The 25673-nt window shown below is 70.8% G+C and carries 21 protein-coding genes; 4 read left to right on the top strand and 17 right to left on the bottom strand.

Going from position 1 to position 25673, the window contains the following annotated elements; translation table 11 throughout:
- Positions 1-43: 43 nt before the first annotated feature.
- The 12 genes from O7632_RS12760 to O7632_RS12705 form a co-directional block, all read right to left on the bottom strand.
- A complete protein-coding gene (locus O7632_RS12760) occupies positions 44-991 on the bottom strand; it encodes a phosphate ABC transporter ATP-binding protein (RefSeq protein ID WP_278114280.1) in 948 nt (315 codons plus the stop codon).
- Between the two features lie 23 nt (positions 992-1014).
- Positions 1015-1989 (bottom strand): class E sortase, encoded by a 975-nt coding sequence (locus O7632_RS12755; protein ID WP_278114279.1) that lies wholly within the window; start codon positions 1987-1989, stop codon positions 1015-1017.
- Positions 1986-3626 (bottom strand): Ig-like domain-containing protein, encoded by a 1641-nt coding sequence (locus tag O7632_RS12750; RefSeq protein WP_278114278.1) that lies wholly within the window; start codon positions 3624-3626, stop codon positions 1986-1988. Before O7632_RS12750 ends, O7632_RS12755 begins: the two co-directional genes overlap by 4 nt.
- A 79-nt stretch (positions 3627-3705) precedes the next feature.
- Positions 3706-4842, bottom strand: coding sequence for a hypothetical protein (locus O7632_RS12745; protein WP_278114277.1), 1137 nt, complete (start codon positions 4840-4842; stop codon positions 3706-3708).
- A gap of 151 nt (positions 4843-4993) precedes the next feature.
- The gene (locus O7632_RS12740) at positions 4994-5248 is read right to left on the bottom strand and encodes a hypothetical protein (protein ID WP_278114275.1); all 255 of its coding nucleotides are present in this window, start codon (positions 5246-5248) and stop codon (positions 4994-4996) included.
- 48 nt (positions 5249-5296) lie between these two features.
- Positions 5297-6502, bottom strand: a complete 1206-nt coding sequence (locus O7632_RS12735; RefSeq protein WP_278111927.1) for an IS110 family transposase — start codon at positions 6500-6502, stop codon at positions 5297-5299.
- A gap of 225 nt (positions 6503-6727) precedes the next feature.
- A complete protein-coding gene (locus O7632_RS12730) occupies positions 6728-9145 on the bottom strand; it encodes a hypothetical protein (protein WP_278114273.1) in 2418 nt (805 codons plus the stop codon).
- Positions 9142-10818: a substrate-binding domain-containing protein gene (locus tag O7632_RS12725; protein ID WP_278114272.1), complete on the bottom strand. Its 1677-nt coding sequence runs from the start codon at positions 10816-10818 to the stop codon at positions 9142-9144. Before O7632_RS12725 ends, O7632_RS12730 begins: the two co-directional genes overlap by 4 nt.
- Positions 10818-12008 carry a phosphate ABC transporter permease PstA gene (gene pstA / locus O7632_RS12720; RefSeq protein ID WP_278114271.1) on the bottom strand — a complete coding sequence of 397 codons (1191 nt, stop codon included), beginning with the start codon at positions 12006-12008 and terminating at the stop codon, positions 10818-10820. Before pstA ends, O7632_RS12725 begins: the two co-directional genes overlap by 1 nt.
- 3 nt (positions 12009-12011) lie before the next feature.
- Positions 12012-13025, bottom strand: a complete 1014-nt coding sequence (pstC, locus tag O7632_RS12715) for a phosphate ABC transporter permease subunit PstC (RefSeq protein ID WP_278114270.1) — start codon at positions 13023-13025, stop codon at positions 12012-12014.
- A gap of 36 nt (positions 13026-13061) precedes the next feature.
- Positions 13062-13568 (bottom strand): hypothetical protein, encoded by a 507-nt coding sequence (locus O7632_RS12710; protein ID WP_278114269.1) that lies wholly within the window; start codon positions 13566-13568, stop codon positions 13062-13064.
- 184 nt (positions 13569-13752) lie between these two features.
- Positions 13753-14508, bottom strand: a complete 756-nt coding sequence (locus O7632_RS12705) for a hypothetical protein (protein WP_278114267.1) — start codon at positions 14506-14508, stop codon at positions 13753-13755.
- Positions 14509-14701: 193 nt separating this feature from the next.
- Between O7632_RS12705 and O7632_RS12700 the strand changes: the two genes are divergently transcribed.
- Complete coding sequence (locus O7632_RS12700) at positions 14702-15706, top strand: 2-hydroxyacid dehydrogenase (protein WP_278114265.1); 1005 nt, start codon at positions 14702-14704, stop codon at positions 15704-15706.
- A gap of 4 nt (positions 15707-15710) precedes the next feature.
- A complete protein-coding gene (locus O7632_RS12695) occupies positions 15711-16160 on the top strand; it encodes a discoidin domain-containing protein (RefSeq protein WP_278114263.1) in 450 nt (149 codons plus the stop codon).
- Here the strand turns inward: O7632_RS12695 and O7632_RS12690 are convergent.
- On the bottom strand, positions 16088-17350 hold the full coding sequence (locus O7632_RS12690) for a bifunctional glycosyltransferase family 2/GtrA family protein (RefSeq protein ID WP_278120009.1): 1263 nt from the start codon (positions 17348-17350) through the stop codon (positions 16088-16090). The genes O7632_RS12695 and O7632_RS12690 overlap by 73 nt on opposite strands.
- Before the next feature lie 304 nt (positions 17351-17654).
- Positions 17655-19721, bottom strand: coding sequence for a glycosyltransferase family 39 protein (locus tag O7632_RS12685; protein ID WP_278120006.1), 2067 nt, complete (start codon positions 19719-19721; stop codon positions 17655-17657).
- Positions 19722-20116: 395 nt separating this feature from the next.
- On the opposite strand from O7632_RS12685, the gene O7632_RS12680 reads away from it, so the two are divergent.
- Both O7632_RS12680 and O7632_RS12675 read left to right on the top strand, forming a co-directional pair.
- Complete coding sequence (locus O7632_RS12680) at positions 20117-21298, top strand: acyl-CoA dehydrogenase family protein (RefSeq protein WP_278114262.1); 1182 nt, start codon at positions 20117-20119, stop codon at positions 21296-21298.
- Between the two features lie 202 nt (positions 21299-21500).
- Positions 21501-22361, top strand: a complete 861-nt coding sequence (locus O7632_RS12675) for an alpha/beta hydrolase (RefSeq protein WP_278114260.1) — start codon at positions 21501-21503, stop codon at positions 22359-22361.
- A 47-nt stretch (positions 22362-22408) separates the two neighbouring features.
- On the opposite strand, the gene O7632_RS12670 is transcribed toward O7632_RS12675, so the two are convergent.
- From O7632_RS12670 to O7632_RS12660, 3 genes are all read right to left on the bottom strand, one after another.
- On the bottom strand, positions 22409-23539 hold the full coding sequence (locus O7632_RS12670; RefSeq protein WP_278114258.1) for a glycosyltransferase family 4 protein: 1131 nt from the start codon (positions 23537-23539) through the stop codon (positions 22409-22411).
- Between the two features lie 70 nt (positions 23540-23609).
- Positions 23610-24605 carry a UbiA prenyltransferase family protein gene (locus tag O7632_RS12665; protein ID WP_278114256.1) on the bottom strand — a complete coding sequence of 332 codons (996 nt, stop codon included), beginning with the start codon at positions 24603-24605 and terminating at the stop codon, positions 23610-23612.
- Positions 24606-24634: 29 nt separating this feature from the next.
- Positions 24635-25666, bottom strand: coding sequence for an NAD-dependent epimerase/dehydratase family protein (locus tag O7632_RS12660; RefSeq protein WP_278114254.1), 1032 nt, complete (start codon positions 25664-25666; stop codon positions 24635-24637).
- Positions 25667-25673 lie beyond the last annotated feature (7 nt).

The following is a 25673-nucleotide window of genomic DNA, read 5'->3' as shown; positions in this document are numbered from 1 at the left end:
GAACGTGCGGGAGGCTAACTTCCGGTGCCGGCCCCAGCGACGCTCATCCGAACCGGCCGTGCACGTAGTCGGCGGTCCGCTCGTCGCGCGGCGCGTCGAACATCGCAGCGGTCGATCCATGTTCGACTATCGCCCCTGGTGTGCCGTGTTCGGCGAGGAAGAAGGCACATCGATGGGACACCCGGGCGGCCTGCTGCATGTTGTGGGTGACGATCACGATGGTGACTTCGCTGGCCAGCTCGGCGATGGTCTGCTCGATGCGGCGGGTGGAGGTCGGGTCCAGCGCGGAGCACGGTTCGTCCATCAGCAGCACTCGGGGGCGGATCGCCAGCGACCTGGCGATACAGAGCCGTTGCTGTTGCCCGCCGGAAAGCGCCCCGCCGGGGGAACGTAGACGGTCCCGGACCTCCTTCCAGAGGCCGGCTTTGCTGAGTGTCTCCTCGACCAGGTCGTCGCGGACGGACCGGGAAGCCCGCGTGCCGGTGAGTTTGAGGCCGGCGAGCACGTTGTCGTAGATCGACATCGCGGGGAACGGGTTGGGTTTCTGGAACACCATGCCCACTTGTCGGCGGGCGTCGGTCAGCCGACGCTGCGGCGAGTAGAGGTCGTGCCCGTCGAGCAGGACCTCTCCGGCGAGGGCAGCGCTGGGTACCAGCTCGTGCATCCGGTTGAGGATCCGCAGGAACGTCGACTTGCCGCATCCGGACGGGCCGATCAGCGCGGTCACCTGCCCGGCCGGCATGGTCAGCGACACCCGGTCGAGCACTTTGCGTTCGCCGAACCAGGCGGAGACCGCTCGGGCGTCGAGGGTTCCCAGCGCGGCCGCGTCGCCGGCCCGTCCCGGGGCGTCGCCGACCGCGCCAGCGGCGTCGCCGGCCCGGCCAGGGGCAGAGCCATGCGCGTCGTCACGATCGGGATCGGGCGGCTGGTCACCCACGGCGGCCAGGTCCAGCCGGGTGCGGGTCAGGTCGGCTTCGGCGGCAGCGGCCATGGCAGTTCCCTTGTCGAGGTACGTCACAGGAGATTCGGCAGCAGTCGGGCTATCTGGTCGGTGGCGGCGAACCCGAGGGCGGCGAACACCGGCAGCCCGCATATCCACGCCTGCCAGCCGCCCCACCGCGCCCGCAGGTAGGCGACGGCCAACCCGGCCAGGAACAGCGCCTGACACCACAGCATCAGCGGCGTCCACGCGGCGTCGTCGCCGGCTTGTGCCTGTTCACTGGCGGGTAGCGCCGCCGCGCCGAACCGTCGGGGTGGCGCGGGTTGCGGTTCGGACACCAGGTCGGCGTCGACCCGCAGCAGATCCTGGGGCAGGTAGCGCGGTCCGTCGGCGGTGACCAGGGTGAGCCGGCCGTCGCCGTCGGTCAGCGGCGCCGGAACCGGGTCGCCGGCCCGGCGTACACCGAGGACCCGATAGGTGTGCTCACCCTGTCCGGTGACCACCACGATCTCGTCGCCGGGCAGCAGCAGGTCCAGGTCTCGGAACGGGGCACCGTAGGCGCCTTTGCGGCCGAGCAGGACGCTGGTGCCGGGCTGACCGGGCAGCACCGTGTCACGGCGGTGGCCCGGCCCCTGCCGCAGCGTCTCGCCACTGGTGCCGGAGACCACCACCGTCTGCAGGTCGATCGCTGGAATCCGCAGCACCGCGACCGGGGTACCCGGGTCGACGACATGCTCCTGGCCGGCAACTCCGTCGACGTACTCGACCTGGGTCTGGCCGACTGGCGCGGTGCCCCGGGCCAGGTCCGCACGGAAGTCGGCGAACGCGGTCTGCTGGTTGCGGGCGTACTGCAGGTGGGAGATGACCGTCAGGTGCACCACGAAGCCGAGCAGCACCACGGCGAGGATGGTCAGCGCGGTGCCGGGCAGGTAGTAGGTGAGCCGCTGCGGCGGCAGCGACGACCCGACCGGGTCGGACGGTTCCGGTCGCCGGACCGGGTCCGGTACGGGTGGCGTCGACAGCGCCGCCGGTGGCAGCGTGGTGGTCATGGCCGGGGGCCGTCCGGCACGTCGGCGTCCGGCCAGTCCACCGGCGGTCGCTGCGGCTGACGGCGGGTGGCCAGGAGCGTGCCCGAGCCGACGCCGATCAGCGACAGACCGACAAGCCCGATGGTGATCAGCGGCAGACCGGTGTTCGGCAGCCTGTCGTCGTTCCCACCACCACTGCCTCCACCACCACCGCTGCCTCCTCCACCACCACCGCCACCACCGCTGGCGGTGATCTCCACAGTGGTCACCGGCGACTCGGAGGCGGTGTAGGCTTCGGCGTCCGCCGGCACGAAGACGGCCTTGAGCTGATGGCTGCCGAGGGCGAGCGACGCCGTACGGTGGCTGGCCGTCCCACCGCTGAGGATGACCGTGGCCAGGGTGACGTCACCGTCGAGAAACCGGATGCTGCCGGCGGCCGCGTTCGGCGTGACCGTCGCGGTGAGGGTCAGCTCGGTGTCCACGGTCCGCTGCCCGGCCGGCGACACGGTCAACGACGTACTGGTCGACTGCGGCTCGGCGGCGGTGCCGATCTGGTAGCCGGCCAGGGTGACGAACTCCGACTCGGCGTACCCGCTGTCGGCCGCCGGCACGAACCGGGCCTGGAAGTCGTAGCGGCCGGCGGCCAGCCCCGAGACTGTGGCCGTCGCCGTCCCGGCGGTGACGGCCTGCTCGGCGAAAGGCTCGAAGACCGGCGCGTCGGCCAGCCTACGGCTGAAGCTGACGGTGCCGGCGACGTCACCCGGACTGGTACGGGCGGTCAGCACGACCGGAGCACCGGCTGGCGCGGGGCTGTCCGGGCTGACCTCCAGAGCCAGCCCGGCGGGCGGCAACCCGACGTATGCCAGGAGTGGGGCGGTCGCCGACGACGGTGCGTATACGTCGGTATCGGCCGGGACGAAACTGGCCGTGATCGTGTACGCGACCTGCGTGCCGAAAACCACGGTGAGGCCGGTGGTGGCCAGGCGCGCGACGCCGTCGGTGACGGTCGCCTCGCCGAGGTCGCCGGGCGCGCCGTTGCCGTCGTCGGTGCTGCTGCGGAAGCGGACGACGCCGGTCGCGGTCGCCGGCTCGACGGTGGCGGTCAGCGTCACCTCGGCACCGGACGGCACCTGGCCGGCCGGCTCGGTCACCAGCGTCAGCTGGGTCGTGGTGGCGGCGCCGCAACCGCTGCCGACCCGCCACAGGGTGTCACAGACGGTGATCGGGGTGACGAACTCGTCCGGGTGCCGCCCCTCGGTCAGGCTGTAGCACTCGATGATCACCCACCACTCACCCGCCGCCGGAGCCGACCCACCGATCGCCGTGGTGAACGACCGGTTCGCCTCGATCGTCACCGGCGCCGAATCGAACCCACCACCACCAAGCGGACGACCCAGATTCGAGTACGGCCCACCCGGACGACCGATCCGCAAACCAGCGTTCTCCCCGAACCCCGCCGGACACGCCGCACTCGACGCGCTGACGAACATCGGCTCATCCGACACACCGCCGCTGGTCTGCGACAACTGCACCTCGCCCAACGACGCCGCCTGCGCCGGCGCGGTCAGCGCCAGCAGCGTCGCGACGACGACGGCGCCGAGGCCGACGAGGGCGACGGTCGACGCGGCGAGGGTCCGGTATCGCCCGGTCCTGGTCATGGTCTCCTCCGGTGGTGCTCCGACGTGCGGTGGGTCCGGGTCACCTGACGGTGGCCCGGACCCGCACGGTGCTGACAGGTCAGCTGTTGAACCGCAGGTTGCTGTAGCCGCAGGCGGCGTTGAGCGGATCCACGGTGGTGGTCCGCAGGCCGAAGCCGAACAGCTGCACCACGTTGCGCGGGCTGCCGCCGTCGTCGACCGTCGCGGTGCAGACCGACGACGATCCGCCGACGAAGGTCGACGCGATCAGCGGGTCGGTGAGCTTCGCGGTCGGGACGACGTTGTAGACGTCCCGGCGCAGACCGAAGTTGGGGTTGGTGACGCCGCCGACGATCGGCTGCACGACCGGCTGGCCGGGCATGCTGACCCCGACCGGCCGGGCCGGACCGCGCCGGTCGGCGACGGTCACACCGGTCAGGTTCTGGATGGCGGCGGTGTTGGACTGCGCCAGGAACTGCCCGGAGCTGAACGGCAGGACGTGGGTCGGGTTGCCGGTCAGCGCGGTGCCGTCGTGCTCCTGCACCCGGGGAAGGGTGGTCAGGCAGGGGTAGTCACCGAGGCTGATCTCGGTTTCGTTGATCTGCATCTTGGTCATCCAGAACTCCCAGGTGCCGGAGCCGGCCTGGATGGCCCGTGGCTGCACCGGGTTGCCCGCGATGCGGCTGTCGAAGCACTTGTAGACCCGCTGGATCTGCGCGAACGACATGTTGAACGGCAGGTCGCCGTTCTGGTTGACCGCCAGCGACAGCGCGTCCACCCCGAACGGGATGTAGGTGTAGTTGCCGGTGGTCGACGGAGTCTCGCCGCCGCCGTACGACGACGACCGGGCGACGTCGACGCAGCCCTGGACGTTGGTGCCTTCCCAGAAGCCGGCGCCGCCGTGGGTGCCGCCGAGGTCCTCGCCGTTGGACGCGCGCAGCGCCCGACGTCCGTTGCCGGAGCCGTTGGGCCGGTTGAACGTGCACCCGCTGGCTTTGGTCTTGATGGTCGCGGTGCCCCGGGCGTCCCAGGAGGCGATGACCCGGTTGCCGCCGGAGGTGATCACGTTGCCCAGTCCGTTGAGGACGTCCTGAGTGGTGTCCGATCCGGTGGCGGCGAGCGTCCGGTATTCGGTGACGGGCGACGGATCCGCGACCGCGGGGGTGGCCGCGACGGTCAGGGCGACGACGGCGCCGAGGCCGACGGTCACCAACCGCCCCATCGATCTGATTTTCATCCTGCTCCCTTTCTGCTGGCAGATGGGCCGTGGGTATCGTCTTTCGTGACCGGCGTGGGGAGATACCGCCGGCAGGCGAACGTTTCGGGCTGGTGTGTTCCGCCAACACGTAGGCCGGATGAACGGTGACCGGCCTGGCGGTGCCCCGGTGTCACGGACCGGCCGTTCCGGCTGGTGGCCTGGTGGCGAGTCGCCGCAGGATCGGTCCGGCGATGCCGCCGACCAGCCCGACCAGCAAGGCAGCGATCAGCAGATACCGCACCATGCCCAGTGGACTGGCGGGGGTGGCCCGGGCGGCCGGTGCCACCTCGGGCTGCGGCGGGCTAGCGACCAGTCCCGGCGACGGGTTGTCGCCGGGGTCCGGCGGCGCGGTCGGCAGCGACGGCGCGGCGGTGGGCGGCGGCACCGGATCGGTGGGCGGGGCGGCGGCAGGGGGGTGTCCCTATGGGTTCTGTCAAGCAGCGAGGCGGGGTTCGTCCGCCGGTTTGGGCTGGTATGGCCGTTGGGTGCGGAGCATGGCGTGGAGGACGTCGACGCGGCGGCGGGCGAGGCAGATGAGGGCGGCGTTGTGTTTCTTGCCCTCAGCGCGTTTGCGGTCGTAGTAGGCGCGGCTGAGCGGGTCGGCGAGAGCGGCGAACGCGGACAGGAAGAACGCGCGTTTCAGCTGCTTGTTGCCGCCCTTGGGTGGGTGTTCGCCACGGATGCTGGTGCCGGAGCGGCGGGTGACCGGGGCCAGGCCGGCGTAGGCGGCCAGGTGGCCGGGGGTGGGGAACGAGGTGCCGTCGCCGACTTCGAGCAGGATGCGGGCCGCGGTCCTGACGCCGATGCCGGGCATCGAGGTCAGGACCGGGGCAAGAGGGTGCGCATCAAGCATCCCTTCGACCTGTTCGGCGACCTTGTCGCGTTGGCGCAGCAGGTCACGCAGGTTGTCGGCGAGTCGGGGAAGGACGGTCTCGGCGGCGGTGGTGCCGGGAACCACGACGGTCTGCGCGTCGAGCGCGGTGAAGATCTGGTCGACCAGGCGGGCGCCCATGCGTGGCGCGCGGGCCTTGACGATCTCGGTGAGTTTCGCCCGGCCTGCCTTGCGGATGCCGGTGGGTCCGCCGCACCGCGAGATGGCTTCCAGGACGGCGGGGTGCTGCAGTTTCGGGCCGAGGACGCGTTCCAGGGGTGGGTGGATCTGGGTGAGCAGGCCCCGGATGCGGTTGGCGACGCGGGTGACCTCGCCGGCGAGGTCGTCGTCGTAGCCGACCATCACCTCCAGCTCGGCCAGGGCGTCGTCGCCGGTGTCGACCCGGCGCAGGGTGTGGGGCAGGGTGCGGGCGGCGTCGGCGATGACGTAGGCGTCGCGGGCGTCGGTCTTCGCGGTGCCGGGGTGCAGGTCGGCCAGGCGGCGCATGACCAGACCGGGCAGGTAGGCGACCTGGTGGCCGCAGGCGCGGGCGACCGCGACGGGCAGCGCGCCGATCGAGGCGGGCTGGTCGACCACGGCCAGGATCTGGCCGTGCCGGGCGAGTTTGTCGAACAGTTTCCGCAGCCCGGTTTCGGTGTTGGGCAGCGTCGCGTCGTGCAGCCGCTTGCCGTCGCGGTTCAACGCGACCGCGTGGTGTCCTTCCTTGCCGACGTCGAGTCCGATGAAGACGCCGAACCCGTCGTGCACAGCTTGCCTCCTCACGGCGATGGCCTGGCTCGGCCGCTGGTCATAGCGTCGGACTGCCGGCATCCACGTTACGGAGAGACCTACCCCACGACGGGGTGGCCGGGTCCCTATCAGCGGTCCGCCGACGCCACCCGGCTCGGCGACAACACCCCCCGGATCATGCGTACGACAGGGGCATTCAGTCATACCGAGCCGGGCGACCGAGCAGTCCCCGGCTGGGGACGATCAAAAAGGTAACGGGGTGGGACCGGGTGTGGGTGCCGGCGTGGTGGGCGCGACGTAGCGCTCCAGCAGGTCCGCGGCGGCCCGGGTCTGCTCGCGCCACGCCGCCGGCAACGGCACGTAGCCTTCCGGCAGGGTGCCCGGCTCGACGCCCGGGGTCTGTCCGGGCCCGGCGGCGTGCCGCAGCAGGCCGGCGTAGTCGCGGCGGGCATCGGCCGGCGCCGACGTGTCCGCGACCGCGTAGCTGACCATCGTCAACGGGTACGCCTGCGGCCGGGCCCAGACCGCGGCCGGGTCGATCGCCCGTACCCCCTCGACCGTGCTGGGAACCATCGCGTCGAGGGCGGTCCCCAGCTGCGCCTCGGTGGCCGACCGGCAGTCGGTGGCGGTGTGCCCGCCGTCCGGTGTCACCGAGGAGTGGCACAGCTGCGCGGTGTGCAATCCGTAGCGGGCGGCCGACGCCGAGTCGGTGACCGCCATCGCCATCCGGAAACCGGGTTCCTGCCGGGGGATCCTGGTCCACTTCGGTTGTTCGCCGGCGGGCAGATTGATGGTCTGCAGCGGGACGGTGGCGCCCTTGGTGTCGGCCCGCAGCGCCTGCAACGCACCCTCGCCCAAGGTGCCCGTGTACGGGCGATAGTCGAGAGTGCAGTTGGCGTACTCGACGTCGAGGAACGTCTCGGTGGCGCAGCCGGGGTCGGCCTTGGGAAAGTAGTCGGGCGCGCTCTGCCCGGCCAGCACCTGCTGGTACGCCGGGTTGACCACCATGCCCTGTTCGTCGGGTTCACCGGCGAGCCACCGGCGGGCGGCGGCGTCGGTGAGCACCCAGCGCCACAGCTCCCGGGTCGCCATCGCGTTGCCGACCGGAACCATCAGCCCGTTGAGTGTGGCCGACGGAGTCTTGTCCCAGTGTTCGAAGACCGGGTTGAGGTCGATGAACTCCCGGTCGTACTTGACGCTGTTGGGGTTGCCTTCCGGGCCACCGACGCCGGGCACGTCCCGCCGGTACGACTGGGTCAACAGCTTGGCGACCAGCCTCGGCGTGAGCTTGAGATCGGCCAGGACCGCGCCGCGCAGCCGCTCGGACTCCCCCGCCGACGCGTACGGGTCGAGGTTGCCGTCCACGTTGTAGGCGATGACCACACCGCTGGCGGCGACCGGGGCGGACACCAGCGGATCGGCTCCGGCCGGTGTCTCGATCGGTGCGGAGGTGAACACCAGGCCGGGCGCGGCGGCGGACTCCGACAGGATCTGCGCCTCGGCTTCGAAGTCGCCGATCGCCGAGTAGCCGATGACCGGCCCGTCGTCGGCGCAGACCGCCGGCTGCCACGACGTGACCGCCTCGGCGATCATTTCGGTGCCGGCGGTGCGCCGTTCGGCCTGGGTGAGTGGGCAGACCGCGCCGACCGGACGGAACCGCAGCGGTACCACGATCCGGTGCCGCCACACCGCCGGGGTGAACGGGCTGCCGTGCACCGCCCCGCTGGCGGACACGTCGTCACCGGTGTACGGGTTGTGCCGGCCGCGCGGCACGATCACCAGGTGGCAGTCGCGGACTCCGCCGCCGGTGCCGACGCTGGCGCCGCAGCCCAGATGCGGGGCTCGACCAGCGTTCTGCACCTCGAACGCGATCCGGCCGGTGCCGTCGGCGGCGGTCAACGCGTACGGGTACTCGTTGGTGGAGGCTTCGTCGAAGTAGGTCCGCAGCACGTCGTCATCGGTGCGGTCCATCACCCCGCCGGGCACCGCCGGGTTGGGTTTGCTGCCGAACGGCTGGTCGGGGCTACCGTCGGGGGTGCGTTCGCCGTCGACGGTACGGAACGGCACCATCTGCGCGTCGGCTGCGAGCGGTTCGGCCGGGTCCCGGTCCGGGTAGCCGGCGACGTCGAACGGGTCGACCCGGCGTCGGCTGGCGTTCTTGCTGGTCGGTGCGTCCGCGCCCTGGGCCATCTTGGGCTGCGGCAGGCCAAGGCCGAACTGGCAGGTCTCGCGGAACGCGAGTCCGTCCGGGTCGGCCGGGTCGTCGGGGTCGCCCCAGCACTGCATCACTTGCAGGTAGTCGACGCCGAGTTGCCGGTTACGCGGGGTCGGCGCGCCACCGGTCCAGGTGACCACGATGGCCTGGTTGGTCAGGTCCCGGGTCCGCGAGACGGTGATCTCCAGTCCGGTGAAGTCTTCCGGCCCTTCGGCCCGGCCGCGGACCGTCTCGGCGGACCCGGTCTCGGACGTGGCCGCGTCGGCCGACGGCGCGCCGGCCGGGGTGGTGGCGCCGGCCCCGACGGTCTCGATCGGAACAGCGCCGGCCGGGGCCGGTACGGGGGGAGCCACGGTCAGCAGTCCGAGCAGGGCGGCGGCGCAGAGCAGGACGGCACGGCGGCGGACGGCCTGCCGGGCGGCCCGCCGTGGGTCGCGGATCGTCACGACTGCCCCCGGTCCCGGCGTCCCGCGTACCGGTGCGCGACCAGCGGTGGGCCGACCAGCAGGCCCACCAGCAGTACGCTGGCGAGCAGCATCATGGTGTGCGACAACTGCCAGCCTCGGCGGCCCTCCAGTGACACCGGGATCGCGGCGACCGCCGACCCGGGGTCGCCGCCCGGGTCGCCGGAGCCGTCGCCGACGACCTCGCCGGTGTCCGGGTCGATCACCGCGCCCGGGTCGGGCACGGCTGCGGTCGGCGTACCGGCGCTGGTGGTCGGGGGCGCGGTGGTCGCGCCCCCGCCGGGGGTGGCGGTGGCCCCCGGGGTGGCGGTACGGCCGGGCGACGGGCCGCCGCCGCTGGCGCAGCGGGCCGCCGCGTTGACCGGCGTCTCCTGGCGGGCGCCGGCGGTGCCGGCGGTACTCTGCGTGGTGCCCTGTCTGTCGCAGGTGGAGGGCTGCGGGGCGTTTCGGGCCAGGGTGTTCGTGCCGTCGCGGGAGAAGGTCGGGTTGTTGCAGTTCTCGATCCGGATGTTCTGCTGCGGGGCACCGGGGATCTTGCGGACCTGCTCCATCGCCGCTTGGACCAGGTTGATCGGTAGCGGCGAGTAGCCCAGCACATCGGCCTGCTGCTGGCCTTCACACAGGAAGTAGTTGGCGAACGACGCCAGGGTGAAGCCCTTGTCCCGGGTGACGTTCAACTCCACCTTCTGCGGGATGATCATGTACGAGTAGGACGACAACGGGTAGGACCGGGGGTCGTCGAAGGCGTAGACGTCGTCGAGGATCTGGGTCAGGTAGTCCGGCGACGACGGATTGTCGTTGATCCGGGCCCGGGTCAACGCCACGGCCACGTTGGAGGCCGTCGGCTCGACGTAGTAGTTCGCGGCGTTGAGCATTTTGACCACCGGAAAGCGGGCGTTCACCGCGTACGAATACTCCACGTAGGTGATGGCGCCTTCGGCGTTGGCCTGGGCGACGTAGCCGGCGACGCCGGTGGATCCGCTGGCTCCGACGAAGCCGTCGGCGGTGCGGAACGGATACGTCGAGGTGATGCCACACGGGGTGGGTTTGCCGAACCGGGCGCAGTAGGCGTTCCAGATCGCCGGATACCGCTTGCTCATCCAGAGGGTCAGCTGGGCGCTGGTGCCGGAGCCGTCCTGCCGGACCACCGGCACGATGTTGCGGGCCGGCAGGGTCAGGCCGGGGTTGTGGGCGGCGATCTGAGGGTCGTTCCACCGTTTGATCGAGCCGGTGAAGATCTTGGCCAGTACCTCGCCGGACAGCCGCAGGTTGGTCACCCGCCGGCCGCCGATGGTGAGGTTGTACATGAAGGCGGTTCCGCCGGCCACGATCGGCATGTAGCCGAACTCCCGCTCGGGACGCCGGTCGGACCCGGCGAACACGTCGTTGAGCCTGTACGGGATCTCCGAGACGCCGAAGTCGGCGGTGCCGTTGCGGAACTGGTTACGCCCGTCGGTGGAGCCGGTGGACGCGTAGTTGACGTAGATGCCGCGCTGCTGAACGTTGCGGCGCCAGTTGTCCAGGGCGTTGGCGCTCCACGAGGAGCCGGCGCCGCTGATCTGGACCAGCCGCTGCGCGTGCGCGGCGGGCGGCACCATGGCGACCCCGACCAGCAGCGCGGTCAGCAGTACCAGGATCCGGTGACCGCATCGCATCAGGATTCCCCCCTGTCGCTCGTTGCTTCGTCACGGTCCGCCAGTCGTTGCCGGGCGCGCCGCGCAAGCCGCACCGCGTCGCGGCGTGACGCGCGGGCCCGCCGCCGGGCCTGGCCCTTGCCGAGTTGGCCGGCGGCCCGCCCGCCGAACAGCCGGGCCAGCACGAACAGCGTCAGCACCAGCAGCATCAGCACCGCCGCCGCGCCGAAGCCGCGCGAGATCATCGCCTCGTCGGGCCGGCGCACCGCATCGAAGACGAACAGCGGTAGCGACACCTGCGGGCCGCTGGTCGGGTTGGCGTTGGTGTACGCGGCGAAGCCGGCGGTCAGCAGCACCGGAGACGTTTCGCCGATGCCCCGCGCGGTGCCCAGGATGATCGCCGTGGTCAGCCCGGACCGGGCGGTCGGCAGTACGACGTGCCAGATGGTGCGCCACTGCGAAGCGCCCGTCGCCAACGCGGCCTCCCGCAGGGTGCCGGGAACCAGCCGGATCACCACGTCGGCGGCGCGGATGATGATCGGCAGCATCATGACGCTCAACGCCAGCGCGGCGGCGAACCCCGACTTGTCCAGGCCGAGGCCGAGGATCACGGTGGCGTAGATGAACAGGCCGGCCACCACGGACGGCAGCGCGGTCATCGCCTCGGCGATCGTGCGGACGAACCGGCTGAACGGGCCGGGAAGTTCGCTGAGGAAGACGGCACAGGCCAAGCCCAGCGGTACGGTGATCGCCAACGCGATGCCGATCTGCTGCAGGGTGCCGATCGCGGCGTGCCGGATACCGCCGACGTCCAGCGGCTGCAGCGGCCCGGCCCGGCCCATGTCCTCGTAGAAGAAGTTCGCCTGGGCCAGCGCCTCCCGCCCCCGCCACAGGGTGAACGCCACGACGACCACCAATGCCAGCAGCATGACCAGGGCAAGGCTGTGCACCACGGCGGCGGCCAGCCGGTCACGGACCGCCGGGCCTCGTTCGTCGAGCGAGACCAGCAGTGTGTAGAGACCGAGGAACGTCAGGTAGCTGACCACCACGAAGCCGAGCACTCCGTCGAAGGGCGCCAGGTGGGCGAAGAGCACCGTGGTCAGCGCGAGCGCGGCGACGGCGGCACCGAGCGCCGCGAACACGTCGGTACGCCGTACGGCGGCGGTGCGGCGGCGTACCTCGGGGGTGGCCAGCGTCAGCGGCGGTGTCATCGCTCAGGCCTCACTCGACGCGCCGGACCGGCTCCGGCTGATGATGACGGACGCGGCGAAGTTGACCACCAGCGTCAGCAGGAACAGCACCAGCCCGGCCGCCATCAGCGCGGCGATGCCCAGTGCGGTCGAGTCGCCGTACCGCAGGGCGATCAACGCGGAGATGGACCCGGCACCGTTCTGCAGGACGCGCGGCTGGACGGTGAAGACCATGGAGACGATCAGGAACACCGCGATGGTCTCGCCGAGCGCCCGGCCCAGGCCCAGCATGGTGCCGCCGATCATGCCGCCGCGTCCGAACGGTAGGACGACCGCGCGGATCATCCCCCAACGGGTCGCGCCGAGGGCGTAGGCGCCTTCCCGTTCGCCCACCGGGGCCTGAGCGAAGACCTCGCGCATCACCGAGGCGATGATCGGCGCGACCATCATGGCCACCACGATTCCGGCGATGAACGTCGACGAGGTCAGCGCGGTCGGACTGGCGAGCGGGTCACGGGGGTCGTAGCCTTCGACGCGGAAGAACGGCAGCCAGCCGAAGTAGGTCGTGAGCCATCGGGGCAGCCCTTCCCCCTGATCGCCGACGACCAGCAGGTGCGGCTGGAGCAGGAAGAAGCCCCAGATGCCGTACACCACGCTGGGCACCGCCGCCATCAGGTCGACCAGGTTCACCAACAGTGGGCGCAGCCCACGTGGCGCGTACTCGGCGATGTAGAGCGCGGTGCCGGTGGCCAGCGGCACGCTGATCGTGATCGCCACGACGGCGATCAGGATCGTCCCGGTCAGCACTCCGGCGACCCCGAACGCGTTGCCGGCCGGGTCCCAGTCCTGCACGGTGAGGAACCGCCAGCCGGCCAGTTCGACGGCCGGCCAGGCTTGGACCGCCAGGAAGAGGCCGACCAGCAGCATGATCAACAGGACGGCGGTGCCAGCGGCCCGGGCAAGGCCTCGAAACACCAGGTCGGAACCGCCCCGGCGGACCACGATGCGCCGGGGTCGGTCGTCGACCACAGGTTCCACGTCCGGAGGCGACACCGGACCCGCCAGGGTGACCATCTAGCCGACACTCCAGACTGGCCTGCGCGGAGCGGTCCGGCTCTCCCCGGTACGGGCCGGTGCGGGTACCGGTGCCGCCGCGAGCGCTCGCGGCGACGGCGACTCCGCGGCCGGCGGACGAGGCTCGCGACGGGCGGCGCGGGTGCCGGCGACGATCAACGCCACCGGCAACGCCTCCCGGAACCGCCCGATGTTGTACGCGCACTCCCGGGTCCGCAGGTAGGAACGGCTGGAGACGGCCAACACCCGGCCGTCCAATTCGGCACGCCAGGTCCACTGCCCGGTCCGCTCGGCGGTGGTCTCGACCAGCCGCAGCTGGTCGGCGGCCGACTGCAGCAGTCGTACCGCCTCCTGGCACTCGGCGTACGACGCGAACGCCTGCGGTGCCCGGGCCAACGGTCGGTTGTTCGGCGACACCAGGGTCCAGAGAATCCCTTGGTCCGCCGGGCGTCCCGCCTCGTTGGCGGTCGGCGTCGTCGCGAGAAACACGAAGCGTGGTAGCTGCACGAAGTCTCCTTCACCAGTGCGTGCCGGCACACGCATGGCCCGCCTCCCCACGCCGGTCGTGAAGCAGCCTCGGAATCGTGGATGTCGCCACGAGCCTGGATTCCTGCACGCCGGACATGACCGAGGTGAACAATGCGTGTGCACAGGTCCACCTTTCGTGCAGGTGCCGCCGACGTACGGCGGATCAGCGCGAGGTCCGGGTCACCCGGACGACGACGGCGATCACCGCCCCGGCGGCGATCAGCACGGCCAGCCACCACCAGCTGACGCCCGCCGAGGCCGGACCGGACCGCGCGGTACGGGACAGCGCTGGATCGTCGGCCACGTCGCCGGGGGCGGTCGACTCGACGCCGTCCGGTGTGGTGTCGCCCGGGTCGGCGGCGGGCTCGGATGCCGGCGCCGGGGTCGGCGGGGCGGCCGCCGCCGGCGTGGCGGTCGCACCGGCCGCGCTACCACCACCGGGGGTCAGCCGCCACTGGTCGCCGGTGACGGTGATCGAGGTCGCGAACCGCTGCGGATGTTGCCCGTGCAGCTCGCTGAAACACTCGACCACGACCCACCACTCGCCGTCGGACGGCGCGGTGCCGCCGATCGCGACCGCGAACGACCGGTTGGGTTGGGCGCTCACCGGCCGCCGGTCGTAGCCGCCGTCGATCAACGGACGGGCCAGGTTGGTGTACGGTCCGCCCGGCGGGCCGACCCGCAGCAACGCGTCGGAGCCGTAGCCATCGGGGCAGGGTGCGGAGGTCGTCGCGGACGCGAAGATGGGGTCGTCGGTACCGGTGCCCTGGGCCGCGCCCAGCTCGACCGTGCCGAGTCGGCCGGAACCGTCGTCGGCGGGCGCGGCGCCGAGGGCCGCCGTGGCGATCAGCACGGCGCCCGTCGTACCGACCAGAGCAGCGGCCAGGTTGCGGGTAGCGGGGTTCGAAGTCCAGGTCACACAGATGTCTTAGGGGCGCCCGCCGACGAGGTGACGACCACCGGGCGCGCGCCGGACAGACAACAGGTGAACCCGCGTGCCAGCGTCCCGGCCGGGATGCCCGGTGCCAGGGCCGGCGGTCACCGGATCGCCGGTCGACCCCGTCGCGCCCGCCGTGCCGGGCACCGATAGCGTCGGTCGCGGAGGTGGAGCGATGCGCGTCGCCGTTTTCAGCACCAAGCCGTACGACAGTCGGTTCCTGACCGCCGCCAACGACGGCGCGGGCCACGAGCTGATCTACCTGGAGCCCCGGCTGTCTCCGGAGACCGCGCAACTGGCCACCGGCTGCGACGCGGTCTGCGCATTCGTCAACGACGACCTCGGCGCGACCGTGCTGGAGGCCCTCGCCCAAGGCGGCGTACGGCTGGTCGCGCTGCGCTCGGCCGGGTTCAACCACGTCGATCTGGCCACCGCGCGTCGGCTCGGGCTGACCGTCACCCGGGTGCCGGGCTATTCGCCGTACGCGGTGGCGGAGCACTGCGCCGGGCTGATCCTGGCGCTGAACCGCAAGATCCACCGGGCGTACAACCGGGTCCGGGAGCACAACTTCGCCCTCAACGGTCTGCTCGGTTTCGACCTGCACGGCCGGACCGTCGGCGTGATCGGGACCGGCAAGATCGGCGTACGGTTCATCCGGATCATGGCCGGGTTCGGCTGTCGGGTCCTCGCCGCAGATCCGTACCCGACCGACGAGGCGGTCGCCGCCGGGGCGAGCTACGTTCCGCTGCCGACGCTGCTCGCCGAATCGGACATCGTCACGTTGCACTGCCCGCTCACGCCGGAGACCCATCACCTGATCGACGAGGAACGGATCGCGCAAATGCGCGACGGAGTGATGTTGATCAACACCAGTCGAGGCGCGCTGGTCGACACCGCCGCGGTGATCCGGGGTCTGAAGAGCGGAAAGATCGGCTACCTCGGGCTCGACGTGTACGAGGAAGAGGCCGACCTGTTCTTCGAGGATCTGTCCGACCAGATGCTCGGCGACGATCTGTTCTCCCGGCTGGTCACCTTTCCCAACGTTCTGATCACCGGTCATCAGGCGTTCTTCACCGAGGAGGCGCTGCGCAACATCGCGTCGGCCACGGTCGCCAGCCTGACCGCGTTCGCGCGGGCCGGCTCGGCGGAGCACATCGGGCCCGACGCGCTGGTGCGCTGACCTGGTGCCGGCGTCCGCTTACCAGCCCGATCCACCCGCCGCCGCAAGGGCTTCCGCAGGGCCGCATCCGCAGGGCCGCAACCTTGCCCTGGGGCGGCCGGTTACCTCGTCCGGTATGGAAGGCCCGGCCTGGCCCGCGTCAGCCACCGTCGACGACGACGGCACCAGATGGAGAAGTGGCTTCAGCGATCCGCAGTGGATCCAGGTCGATCTCGGCCAACTCTGGCGGGTCGACAGCGTCACCCTGTACTGGGAGCACGCCCATGCCACCGCGTACCGGGCGGAGACGTCGCGTGACGGGCGGACCTGGACCACCCGGTACGCCACCGAGAACGGCACGGGTGGCACCGTCACGCTGCGAATGCCCGGAGTGGACGCCCGCTATCTGCGGATGTACGGCACCCGACGAGTCAACCAGTACGGCTGTTCACTGTTGGAACTGGAAGTACGGTGACCGAACACCCAGCCCCGCAACAGCAGGAAGCGCAGTAGCGTCGCGGTCAGGTTGGCCGCGACCAGCACCGTCAGCTCGACGATCCGCCCGGCATCCGGGGTGACGACGCCGAGCAGCGCCAACGATCCGCTGGTCAGCGCCAGGCCCAGCGCGAAGACGGCGAGTCCTTGCAGGTGGTGCCGGATCAGGCGACCTCGGCCGGCTATCCCGAACGTGTAGCGCCGGTTGGCCGCAGTGTTGCCGATCGCGGTGAGCAGCAAGGCCGACAGATTCGCGGTCTGCGCGTCGACGACGGTCCGCGTCAGGGCGAAGATCACGATGTAGGCGAGGGTGCTGGCGACACCGACACCGACGAAGCGGACCAGCTGCCCGGTGAGTCCGGCCGGTACGCCGGCCGGATGCCGAACGTCGGCCGCAGGCGTACCGGTAGGCGCACCGGCGGTCGGGTGAGCCGGGACGCGGCCGAACTCGCGACGCAGGTCGGCCAGCGGCAGTGTGCCGGTGGCCAGTGCCCGGCCGACCCGTACCATGCCTTTGAGGTCGGCCACGGCGGTGGCCATGATGTCGACCCGGCTGTCCGGATCGTCCACCCAGTCGACCGGGACTTCGTGAATCCGCAACCCGGCCCGCTCGGCGAGGACCAGCAGCTCGGTGTCGAAGAACCATCCGGTGTCCCGGACCAGGGGCAGCAGGCTGTCGGCGACATCCTTGCGGATCGCTTTGAAACCGCACTGGGCGTCGGAGAACCTGGTCGCGAGCGCACCCCGGAGCAACAGGTTGTAGCCACGCGAGATGATCTCGCGTTTGGCGCCCCGGGTCACCCGCGAGTTCCGGGCGAGTCGACTGCCGATGGCCAAATCGGAGTGGCCCGAGATGAGCGGCGCGACCAGTGGCAGCAGCGCGGCCAGATCGGTGGAGAGGTCGACATCCGTGTATGCCAGCACCGGCGCGGTGGAGGTCGACCAGACCGCCGCGAGCGCGCGGCCCCGGCCCTTGCGATCCAGCCGTACGGCGCTCACCCGGGGCAGTTCGTCGGCCAGGGCGACCGCGATGCGGCCGGTGGTGTCGGTGCTGGCGTTGTCGGCGATGGTGATCTGGAACGGATAGGGAAACGTCGCGTCGAGGTGCCGGTGCAGCCGCCGTACGCTGCCCGCCAGGTCGCGTTCCTCGTTGTGGACCGGGACGACCACGTCCACCACCGGTGGCGGTCCGCCGACCGTGCCGTGCCGTTGGAGCCGGTACGATGCGTCGGTGCGGCGTGGTGTCGCGGTCGCTTGTGGTGTCGGTGGCCGGTTGGTGGGAGACGTCGTCGCGGACATGGCTGAAACGGTGCGGTTCGAACCTAGGCCACGGTTACGGGCCAGCTGTGCCCCGGCTATGAACGTGGGTTGTCGCGTCGGCTCCGGATCAGCCGACAGCCGCAGCCGGCGACACCCGTCGGTTACGGGTGTCGCCGGCCCGGGGCCGGTGGAACGGGCAGAGTCGTCCGGCAGGTCAGCCGTTCGTGAGGTCGTAGACGGTCGTCCCACCGATCTCGTCGGCGGTGAACGTCTCCGCCACCCACTCGGCGATCTGGTGCGCCTCGTCGCTGCCGGAGTCGCTGCGCCCCGGTGAGCCAGCGATGAAGTAATGGACTTCGCCATCGGCGACGTACCGCTGGAACTGCTCCAGAGTCGGCGACGGATCGCTGCCGTTGAAGCCCCCGAGGGCCATCACCGGTCGCTCACTGGCCAACTGATATCCGGCGGCGTTGTTGGCGCCGACCGCTGCGGCGACCCAGGTGTAGCCGTCCGCCCCGGCGCGCAGCGCCTCGACCAACTCGTCGCTGGCGCTCGGAGCCCCGAGCAGACCGCCCATGCCGCCCCCGCCGAGGCGGTCGCCAGTGGTTCCCGCCGGGCCACCGGCACCCGGCAGAGCACCGCCGCCCGCATCCGGGCGGCCGCCGTCGCCCCTACCAGTCGGGCCGCCGCCCGGGCCGCCACCGCCAGCGTCGCGCTGGCCGTCGGTGCCGGAGTCGCCCCCTGGGCCGAAGGCTCCGCCAGGAACGGCACCGCCAGGAACGGCACCGCCGGGACCACCACCCCCGGGACCACCACCGGGACCGTTACCACCGAATCCGCCGCCCGGTCCGCCCGACCGCCCAAACCCGGCCGGACCAGCCGTCGGTATCGCTCCCGTGTGGACGGTAGTGGCCGTCGCCGCCGCGTACCCGGCCGGCCCGGCCAGGACGGCGGCCAAAGCGAGCCCGGCGACCAGCAGACCGAGCCGCGTCGTCGCCCGTCCGGCGAGCAGCAACACCCCCGCCGAGGTCAACCCGACGACCAGGACCGCGACGCGCAGCCACGGCTGCCAGTCGGGACTACGGCCGAGCAGCACCCACGACCAGCCGGCGGTGATCGCCACCGTGCCGGCGAGCACCGCCGATGCCCAGTAGCGGTGCCGACGACGCCACATCAGTGCCGCGCCCATGGCGACCGACGCGGCGACGGCGGGCGCCAGGGCCACCGTGTAGTACGCGTGGAAGATGCCCGCCATGAAGCTGAACACGGTGCCGGTGACGACCAGCCAGCCACCCCACAGCACGAAGCCGGCCCGGGTGCGGTCGGTGCGGCCGGCTCGGACGGTCGTCACCAGCCCGACGACGAGCAGGATCAGCGCGGCCGGTAGCAGCCAGGCGATCTGGCCACCGTTGTCCAGGTCGAACAGCCGGGTCACACCGGTCTGGCCCCACCCGCCGCCCATGCCCCCGCCTACCGAACCCACCTGTTCGCCGGTGATCCGACCGAGTCCGTTGTAGCCGAGGGTCAGCTCCAGGACACTGTTGGTCTGCGAACCACCGATGTACGGCCGGTGCTCGGCCGGGACGAGTTCCACGATCGCGATCCACCAGCCAGCGGAAAGCACCATCGCCAGTCCACCGAGGAGCAGCTGGCCGATCCGGCGACGCACCGAGGTCGGTGCGGCCACGAGGTAGACGAGCGCGAACCCCGGCACCACCAGCAGCGCCTGCAGCATCTTGGTGAGAAAGCCGAACCCGACGGCCACGCCGACCAGCAGGATCCACCGGGTGCTGGTGGTCTCCACCGCCCGTACCATGGCGTACGCCCCGGCGACCAGCAGCAGCACGAGCAGCGCGTCCGGGTTGTTGAAGCGGAACATCAACACCGTGACCGGGGTGAGTGCGAGAATCGTCGCGGCGAGCAGGCCGGCTCCGGGGCCGTACCAGCGCCGGACGGTGGCGTACAGCACGCCGACGGCGGCGGTGCCGGCGAGTGCCTGTGGTATCAGGATGCTCCACGAACTCAGCCCGAACATCCGTACCGACAGCGCCATCAGCCACAGCGCGGCCGGCGGCTTGTCGACGGTGATCGAGTTGCCGGCGTCGGAGGAGCCGAAGAAGAACGCCGTCCAGTTCTGCGAGCCGGCCTGGGCCGCCGCCGAGTAGTAGGCGTTGGCCCAACCGGACTGGCCGAGCCCCCACAGGTACAGCCCGGCGGCGGCGAGGAGCAGGCCGTACAGCGCGGGGCGGGCCCAGGCGGGATCCTCGGCGTGGCCGCGCATCAGGCGGGTTGTCAGCGGTACGCGGCCAGCGGCGGCCGCTGATCCCGCCGGGTCGGCTGGCGGATGTCCCGGAGCGGACGCGTCAGGCGCAGGCAGTGTCGTGGTCATGGTCCCGAGCGTCAGGCAGCCGGCTCGCGGAATCGTATGCGGCAGCTGTGCGCGCGCTGAGAATTCCCAGCTGGTCACCGTGACCTCGGCGCGTGGTCGAGGTTCACTCCGCCTCCGTGGAACACGGGTACCGGGTGAGCGCGCACCACCGTCGCGGACCCGGCCACTCCGTTCGGGTGCGCAACCCGGAAGGTGCCGCACCGCCGATCAGCTGGCAGGTTCAGGATGGCTACCCGTGCGGAGGGCGCCGCACCACGGGTTCGTATCGCGACTTCCAGGAGGACATCATGTTGGACACTCAAGCGCCACATCGTCCGGATCTCGTCGGCCGAGCCGCCGAACTGGTGCCGCTGCTGCGTAAGCACGCCCTCTGGCACGAGGAGAACCGCCGGCTGCACGACGAGGTCCTGGAAGCGATGACCGCCTCCGGGGTGCTCCGGATGCGCATCCCGCACCGGTACGGCGGTTACGAGAGCGACGCCCGCACCGTCCTCGACGTGATCACCGAACTCGGCCGGGGCGACGGGTCCGCGGCGTGGACGGCATCGGTCTGGTCGATCAGCAACTGGCTGGCCTGCCTGTTTCCCGACGAGGTCCAGGACGAGGTGTTCAGCTCGCCGGACATCCGGGTGTGTGGGGTGCTCACCCCCTCGGCCGCCGTCGAGCCGACCGCCGGTGGTTTCACGCTCAACGGGCAGTGGCGCTTCGTCAGCGGCGCGCTGCACAGCCAGTGGCAGGCGATCATCGCGATGGGTCCGGCACCGGACGGCACTCAGTGGCCGGTGATGGCTATGGTGCCGATGGCCGATCTGGAGATCGTCGACGACTGGCACACCGTCGGCCTGCGCGGCACCGGCAGCGTGACCGTGGTGGCCCGGCAGGTCTTCATCCCCCAGCAGCGGCTGATCCCGATGGTCGCCGTCCTCAGCGAACAGTACGCCTCGCGTATCAACGCCGCACACGGCCTCTACCGCCAGCCGATGATGGCGACCGGCTGCACCACCTTCACCGGCGCGGCGATCGGCCTGGCCCGAGCCGGGCTGGAGGAATTCCTCACCCGGCTGCCCGAACGCAAGATCAGCTACACCAGCTACGACAGCCAGCGGGAAGCGCCGTTGACCCACTTCCAGGTCGCCGAGTCGGCACTGGAGGTCGACGAAGCGGAGTTCCACGCCCGCCGGCTGGCCAGCACCGTCGACGACAAGAGCGACACCGGCGCACCGTGGTCGGTCCAGGAGCGGGCCTCCGCCCGGGTGAGCCTGGGCCGGGTCTTCCAGTTGACGGCGGCGGCCGTCGGCCGCCTGCGGACCGCCAGCGGCGGCACGTCGATCTACCGGGACGTGCCGATTCAACGGATCGACCGCGACCTGCAGACGCTGAACATGCACGCGTTGATGCATCCGAACACCAACCTGGAGCTTTACGGCCGGGTGCTGTGCGGCTTGGAGCCGAACACGGCGTACATCTGATCTGGTGAGCGAAGACGCCGCGCGGTCCAGCCGGGCCGCGCGGCGCGTCACCAGCGGGGATCCGACGGCCGTGGTCCGTCGCCGCCACCGACATTCGGACATCAGCATCCTCAACACTCCCTAAACTTCCCTATTCTTTGGCATGACAGCGATGTTTTAATCCGTATAGAGTAGGCCTTCCATCGCGGTGGAAGGGTGAACCATGAGCAGCATCTACCGGTCCGAGGCCGGTGCGCGCCTACTGGCCGAGGACTACCGTGGCGTCCTGGCGTCGTGGCCGGTGGAACACGAGCGACGCCATGTACCGACCCCGGAGGGCGACACCTTCGTCATCACCTGCGGCCCGCCCGACGCGCCCGCAGTGGTGCTGCTCCACGGCGCGGGAAGCAACTCGGCGCTGTGGACCGGCCGAGCCGGCGATCTCACCCAGCGCTTCCGGGTGATCGCGATCGACATCATCGGCGAACCCGGGTTCAGCGCGCCGTCCCGACCGCCGCTCGGATCGGACCGGTACGCGGCGTGGCTCGACGCCGTTCTGGACGTCCTCGGGCAGCGTCGGGTGGCGATCGTCGGCATGTCGCTGGGCGGCTGGTTGGCACTGGACTACGCCACCCGTCGACCGGACCGGGTGGACGGACTGGTGCTCTACTGCCCGGGCGGCATCGGCCGACAGCGACGGTGGTCCGTACTCGGTGCTCTGCTGTTGACCGTGTTCGGCGACGCGGGTCGGCGGCGATCGCTGTCGATGATCCTCGGCCCCGCGCTGGCTGCCATGGCGCCCTCCGAGGCAAAGCAGGTCATCGACCGGATGTTGCTGGTTTCCACCAACTTCCGGTATCGGATGGGTGGGCTACCCGTGTTCGACGACGAGACGCTGCGGCGGCTGACCATCCCGATGCAGGTACACCTCGGACGGTTGGACGTCATGATCGACTCGGTGGAGACCCACAGACGCCTCGATGCCACCGTGCCCCACGCGTCCGTCACGATGCTGCCCGACATCGGACACCTGGTCCCCCCGCAGGCTGAGGCGGAGCTCGCATTCCTAAACGCGCTGTGCTGAGGCCGGGCGACCCCGGCTCGATACCGACCCGGGCCGAGCGGGGCCGGTCAACTCAGGTGCTGCCGGAACACGGCCGCATACCGGTCGAGGCAGCCCTCGACCCCGAACTGTTCCCTGGCACTGTTCGCCCCGCGCTTACGCGCTTCGTCGTCCCAGTCGAGCAGGTCGAGCAGGGCTTTGTGCAACTCCACCGGATCACGGGGCGTGACGATCGCGCCCATGCCGGTGGCCAGCACCGGATACCGGCCGCCCGGCAGGTCCGTCGTGACCGACGGGACACCGCACATCATCGCCTCGACCTGCGCTATGCCGAACGACTCGGCGATCGACGGCAGGGCGAACACGTCGATCGAGGCGTAGAAGTCGTTGATCTGGCGATCGCGCAGCAGACCGAGGATCTGGATGCGGGGATCACGCGCGGCGGCCTGCCGGATCTGCGCGATCACGCTGCCGCCCGCCACGGTGAGGTAGTCACCGCCCACCAGCAGACGAGCGTCCGGATCGGCGATCTCGCTGAAGGCCGTGACGAGGTACTCCAGGCCCTTGTCCGGCACGATGCGCCCGAGAAATCCGATGTGCGGTCCGCTGGTCTGCCGGTACGCGGGCTGGCCGCCGCGGCGATCCATGCAGGGCGCCGCGATCGAGTGCCGTGGCATGTCCCGCAGCAGCGGCCACATCATCGAGTGCTCGGCCTGGTCGTCGCTGTTGACCACCGCGGCGGCCGACCGGCGAAGAGTGACCTTCGACGAGACCGCGACCGCCGCCATCGCAGCCCGGGTCACCAGGCTCGGTGGCAGCCACAGATCGATGTGGTACGTCGAGACGACCGGAGTCCGCGACGGCAGCGCGGTGATCAGCCCCGCCTCGAGCATCGGCAGGTGCAGGTTGAGCACCCGCGAACGTCGCGCCAGTCGACGGACGGTCCCGGCGAAGGACGGGCTGACCAGGCCACGGCTGATGGAGGCCACGACGGGGCACCGGAAGACGTCCACCCCACCGATCGTCTCGCGCAGGGGTAGCGCGGGATCGTGCCGAGCGGCCACCACCGCCACCCGCCAGCCCCGACCTGCGAGCCCTTCGGCGACGATCCTGGCGACCTCGGTGAGTCCGCTGACGTACGGGGTGTAGTAGTTGACCGCGATACAGACGTCGTAACCGGGAGCGTCAGGCTTGCTCACGAGTGCCCCTCAGGAGAGGTCGGACGGAGTGTGACGAGGACAGGACGCGGCCCGAGCCGGGCACGGACACCTACCACGAGTCGGCGATCAGGATCGGCAACAGGATCGCCGCCCACAGTGCGAAATTGACCCGCGTCGCGCGGTCGCGAACCAGATCCTCGACCGGGTCGCCGCCGGACCGCTCGACCATGAGCATCTGCAGGTAGCGGTAGACCATGAAGGCGGCGAACGGAAACGTCAGCACGGCGGCGACGGCCCCGAACGGGTACGTCAGCTGCAACATCGACACGACGTAGCAGGCCAGCGCGGCGACCAGGCTCACGGCCACGACGAGGTCGAGAAACGGTACGGAGTACGACGACAGCACGGGCCGGTGGCGGGCACCCGTCTCGCCCTCGGACGGCAGACCGGCGAGCTCGTGCCGGCGCTTGCCGAGCGACAGCGCCACACACGCGCAGTAGACGCAGATCAACAGAATCGGCTGCACGTCGAGACCGGCGGCGATCGTTCCGGCCAACACCCGGAGCACGAAGCCGCTGGCGACGACGGACACGTCGACGAGCGGCTGATGCTTGAGCGCCATGCTGTACCAGAGGTTCATCACCAGATAGCCGGCGATGATCGCCGCCACCAGCGGCGGGACCACCACGAGCAGCCCGAGCGTGACGACCAGCAGGATGATCAGCAGGGTGACCACGCCGGGCACGGTGACCCGGCCGCTGGCCAGCGCGCGAAGCCGTTTGACCGGATGCAGCCGGTCGGACTCCCGGTCACGGAGATCGTTGAACACGTACACCGTCGAGGACGCCAGGAGGAAGCTCAGCAGCGTCAGACCGATGGTGACGACGTGTGACAGCGATGCCACCGGTGCGATGATCAACGGCGCGACCAGCACCGCGATCCCCTTGATCCAATGCCGCGGTCGCAGCAGTGCCAGGTAAGCGCCGATCTGGGCGAACGGTCTGGCGGGCCGCCCGATGGCGCGAGCCGTGGTCGGGGCCTCGACGGCGACGCCGTCCGGAGCTGTGTGGATGACGTCGGCCTGTCTGTCCAAGACGTGGTCCATGGGAGCCTTCTCCTAACGGCACCGGGCGATCAGAACAGCGCCTTCGCTAGTGCGAGAACGCCTTGCCGCCACGGGTCGCGGTGTGTGCGGCCGGTGCGGCGGCGCACCGTTCTGGCGTTGTCGCGCCACCAGTCGTACGTCTTCAGCAGGGCTTGCTTGTTGCTGTATCGAGGATCGAATCCCAGCTGGTCGACGGCCTTGTCGACCGAGACGTACGAATCGCTGGTCAGCTTGTGTACCAGTCGGGAGTAGACCGGAGACAGTCGGAGCGCGGCGAGCGCGCGGAGAGTGGCCACGGCTGGCGCCATCGGCACCGTGACCACCCGTTTGCCGTGCCCGGCGGCATCGAGTACGGCCTGGAAGTCGTCATGCAGCGTGCCGAACTCCCGCGCACCGATGTTGAAGGTGTCGTTCACGACGTCGTCCCGACGCTCACATGTCTGCTGGATCGCGTCGCACAGATCATCGACGTCGAGCATCTGAGTGGCGACGTGTCCGCCGCCGAGCAGTGGAAAGTGCCGGCCCTCGTCGGCCCATTCGAACAGCATGGCGAACAGACCGAGACGCTCGCGGCCGAGAAAGGTCTTGGGTCGCAGTATCGGCGCGCACTGACCCTGCTCGCGGCTGCGCAGGACGATGGACTCGGCGGCGAGTTTCGCCGCCGAGTAGGCGTCCACCGGTTCGCGTGGATAGTCCTCCGGAGTGGGACACCGGCGCGGAAGCCCGTACACCGCAGTGGATGAGATGTGCACCAGCCGGCCGACGCCGGCCCGCCGGGCGGCCGCGACGACCGACGCCGTCCCATCGACGTCGACCGATCGGATCTGCGCCGGCCGGTGGCTGGGTAGCGCGGCGGCCGAGTGGATGACCACGTCGGCGTCCTGGAACGCTGCGATCATCGCAGAGGTGTCGCGGACGTCGGCGTCGACGAACTCGGCCCGGTCGCTGACCGTGGGGGCGGGTGGCCGGATGTCGACGCCGGCCCATGTCACGCCTGGCCATGGTCGTGCCAGCAAGGCGGTGCCGAGCATCCCGGCTGCCCCGGTGACGACGATGCGCACGTTCCCT

The organism is Solwaraspora sp. WMMD406 (assembly GCF_029626025.1).
GTDB lineage: Bacteria > Actinomycetota > Actinomycetes > Mycobacteriales > Micromonosporaceae > Micromonospora_E.
This window is presented reverse-complemented; position numbering and strand designations above follow the sequence as displayed.

Excerpts from the sequence above, each read along its gene's own strand:
- O7632_RS12725 (WP_278114272.1), bottom strand. The coding sequence starts at position 10,818 with ATGCGATGCGGTCACCGGATCCTGGTACTGCTGACCGCGCTGCTGGTC.
- O7632_RS12675 (WP_278114260.1), top strand. The coding sequence starts at position 21,501 with ATGAGCAGCATCTACCGGTCCGAGGCCGGTGCGCGCCTACTGGCCGAG.
- O7632_RS12755 (WP_278114279.1), bottom strand. The coding sequence starts at position 1,989 with ATGACCACCACGCTGCCACCGGCGGCGCTGTCGACGCCACCCGTACCG.
- O7632_RS12745 (WP_278114277.1), bottom strand. The coding sequence starts at position 4,842 with ATGAAAATCAGATCGATGGGGCGGTTGGTGACCGTCGGCCTCGGCGCC.
- pstA (WP_278114271.1), bottom strand. The coding sequence starts at position 12,008 with ATGACACCGCCGCTGACGCTGGCCACCCCCGAGGTACGCCGCCGCACC.
- O7632_RS12700 (WP_278114265.1), top strand. The coding sequence starts at position 14,702 with ATGCGCGTCGCCGTTTTCAGCACCAAGCCGTACGACAGTCGGTTCCTG.
- O7632_RS12680 (WP_278114262.1), top strand. The coding sequence starts at position 20,117 with ATGTTGGACACTCAAGCGCCACATCGTCCGGATCTCGTCGGCCGAGCC.
- O7632_RS12760 (WP_278114280.1), bottom strand. The coding sequence starts at position 991 with ATGGCCGCTGCCGCCGAAGCCGACCTGACCCGCACCCGGCTGGACCTG.
- O7632_RS12750 (WP_278114278.1), bottom strand. The coding sequence starts at position 3,626 with ATGACCAGGACCGGGCGATACCGGACCCTCGCCGCGTCGACCGTCGCC.
- O7632_RS12665 (WP_278114256.1), bottom strand. The coding sequence starts at position 24,605 with ATGGACCACGTCTTGGACAGACAGGCCGACGTCATCCACACAGCTCCG.
- O7632_RS12685 (WP_278120006.1), bottom strand. The coding sequence starts at position 19,721 with ATGCGCGGCCACGCCGAGGATCCCGCCTGGGCCCGCCCCGCGCTGTAC.